The 2,175-nt window shown below is 50.9% G+C and carries 2 protein-coding genes; one reads left to right on the top strand and one right to left on the bottom strand.

The genetic code is table 11. The annotated features are described in order from the left end of the window. Window positions 1–379: PH domain-containing protein (locus P0H77_RS23170; RefSeq protein ID WP_276165228.1), on the top strand; the 379-nt coding region annotated here is incomplete at its 5' end. A 265-nt stretch (window positions 380–644) separates the two neighbouring features. Here P0H77_RS23170 and P0H77_RS23175 read toward each other — a convergent pair. Then, on the bottom strand, window positions 645–881 hold the full coding sequence (locus tag P0H77_RS23175; protein WP_016230891.1) for a hypothetical protein: 237 nt from the start codon (window positions 879–881) through the stop codon (window positions 645–647). Window positions 882–2,175 lie beyond the last annotated feature (1,294 nt).

Raw genomic sequence — 2,175 nt, forward strand, 5'->3', positions numbered from 1 at the left:
ATCTCGCGCTCAAACCTCCTGGATTCCAACAATCATCCCAGTAATTATCGGAATCTTGTTGCTGCCTTTTTACGGCTTAGGGTTACTTATAATAATCCCTGTGCTCCTTAGAGTTTGGTCAACGGAGCTTGCATTAACTAACCAAAGAGTCATCGCAAAAGTGGGTTTGATCCGACGCAATACGGTGGAACTCCGTATTGATAAAGTTGAAAGCCTTGGCATACATCAAGGGATACTGGGACGAATCTTTAACTATGGGTCTATCGTGATTAAAGGCACTGGCGGAACCAACACTCCAATTCCAAACATCAAGGCGCCAATGCAATTCAGATCGATTGTGAACAATCATATCGAGGAAATGAATTCTAAGCAGCAGTAGCTTCCTCGTAGCATTACAAAAAAAGCCCTACGGGGCTTTTTTTGTACCTGCCAATCAGCTGGATTTACCATAACACCCGTTGCCCGCACCGCCTCAGAGGCTCTCAGGGCGTTTCTCCGCCCTAATACGCAAAAGAACACGTATGACCTCCTGAAAAACGTTCAGAAACGCTCTGGTGATTTTTGAGCGCATGAATCGTTATGCACGCGGGTGAATCGCAGGTGATTTCGCAGCGTCAGCACCACTAAACCGCCAAAATCCGCAATCAGCGGCGCGGCGCGCGCGGACGTGACCAGGCAAAATCGGACTGCTGCCGCTCATCCTCACGTAATGCACGCTGGCGGTCGGCGTAACGCTGCGACTCAATCTGCGCACGCGCTCTGTTCAGAACGATGTGCCGGTTAGGCTGATTGAGCTTCTTCCCGGCCGCACGTTCGGCAGCGGCTATAGCGTCGTCGATAAACTTTTTCTCAGCGGGGGTCAGGTTTGTAAGTCTCGTCATGTTTATCTCCGTATGAGAATAGTCCCAGCAGTCTGCCAGACACAGTAGGAACGATGAAGCGTAAGCGACGGTGAAAGGCAGTCAGAAACGGTGAACGGGAGCGGATTTTAATCCGGTGCCGTGAGGCGTTGGACAAGCCGCAGGCGCGTCAGTGGATTTAGCGGGTTTCGGGGCGCAGCCCTGAACCAGTCACGTAGCGCTAGCGGAGTGTATACTGGCTTATTATGTTGGCATGAGTGCGGTAATCAGGAAAGTGCTTCATGTGACAGAGGAAAATGCAGCTGCGGGCGTAAGGCAGAAAATGGAAGTTCAGAGGATATGACGCCTCCTCGCTCACTCAGTCGCGGACGCTCCTGCCGTTCGGCTGCGGCGGGCGTTACCTGCACACGGAGAAGAGCAAAGGCATATGGCATGACAAACGGGGCAGAAAAAGGATGCGGCGCTGCCGTTTTTCCATAGGCTCCGCCCCCCTGACAAGCATCACAGAATCTGACGCTCAAATCAGTGGTGGCGAAACCCGACAGGACTATAAAGATCCCAGGCGTTTCCCCCTGGTAGCTCCCTCGTGCGCTCTCCTGTTCCTGCCTTTCGGTGTACCGGTGTCATTCCGCTGTTATGGCCGCGTTTATCTCATTCCACGCCTGACACTCAGTTCCGGGTAGGCAGTTCGCTCCAAGCTGGACTGTATGCACGAACCCCCCGTTCAGTCCGACTACCACGCCCGTTCCGGTAACTATCAACTTGAGTCCAACCCGGAAAGACACGACAAATCGCCAGTGGCGGTAGCCATTGGTAACGGATTTAGAGGAGTTAGTCTTGAAGTTATGCGCCTGTTAAGGCTAAACTGAAAGGACAGATTTGGTTACTGCGCTCCTCCAAGCCAGTTACCGCGGTTCAAAGAGTTGGTAGCTCTGAGAACCTTCGAAAAACCGCCTTGCAGGGCGGTTTTTTCGTTTCCAGAGCAAGAGATTACGACGCAACGGACAAGATCTCAAGAAGATCATCTGTGATATTCGACAGATATGGGATAAAGGATTGCAACGCCAAGAGTATATGAGACATAGCAGCAGCCACCACCACCATCACAGAATCAAGCCAGTTGCGGCACGAAAGGAAAGAACCGAACTGTGCGACGGTCGCTACGCTCTCCGTAAATTTTGTATACCTACCACGGAGACATAAAGTTTCTATTGCTGATTCGCCTTAAAAAGGGAAAAATCCTATTTTTTCTAAATGGATATAACCTTATGGGAAGCTACGTAGACCAATCATTGACAAGAAATGAATCCGTAAT

The sequence above is a fragment of the Superficieibacter sp. HKU1 genome (assembly GCF_029319185.1).
Lineage (GTDB): Bacteria > Pseudomonadota > Gammaproteobacteria > Enterobacterales > Enterobacteriaceae > Superficieibacter.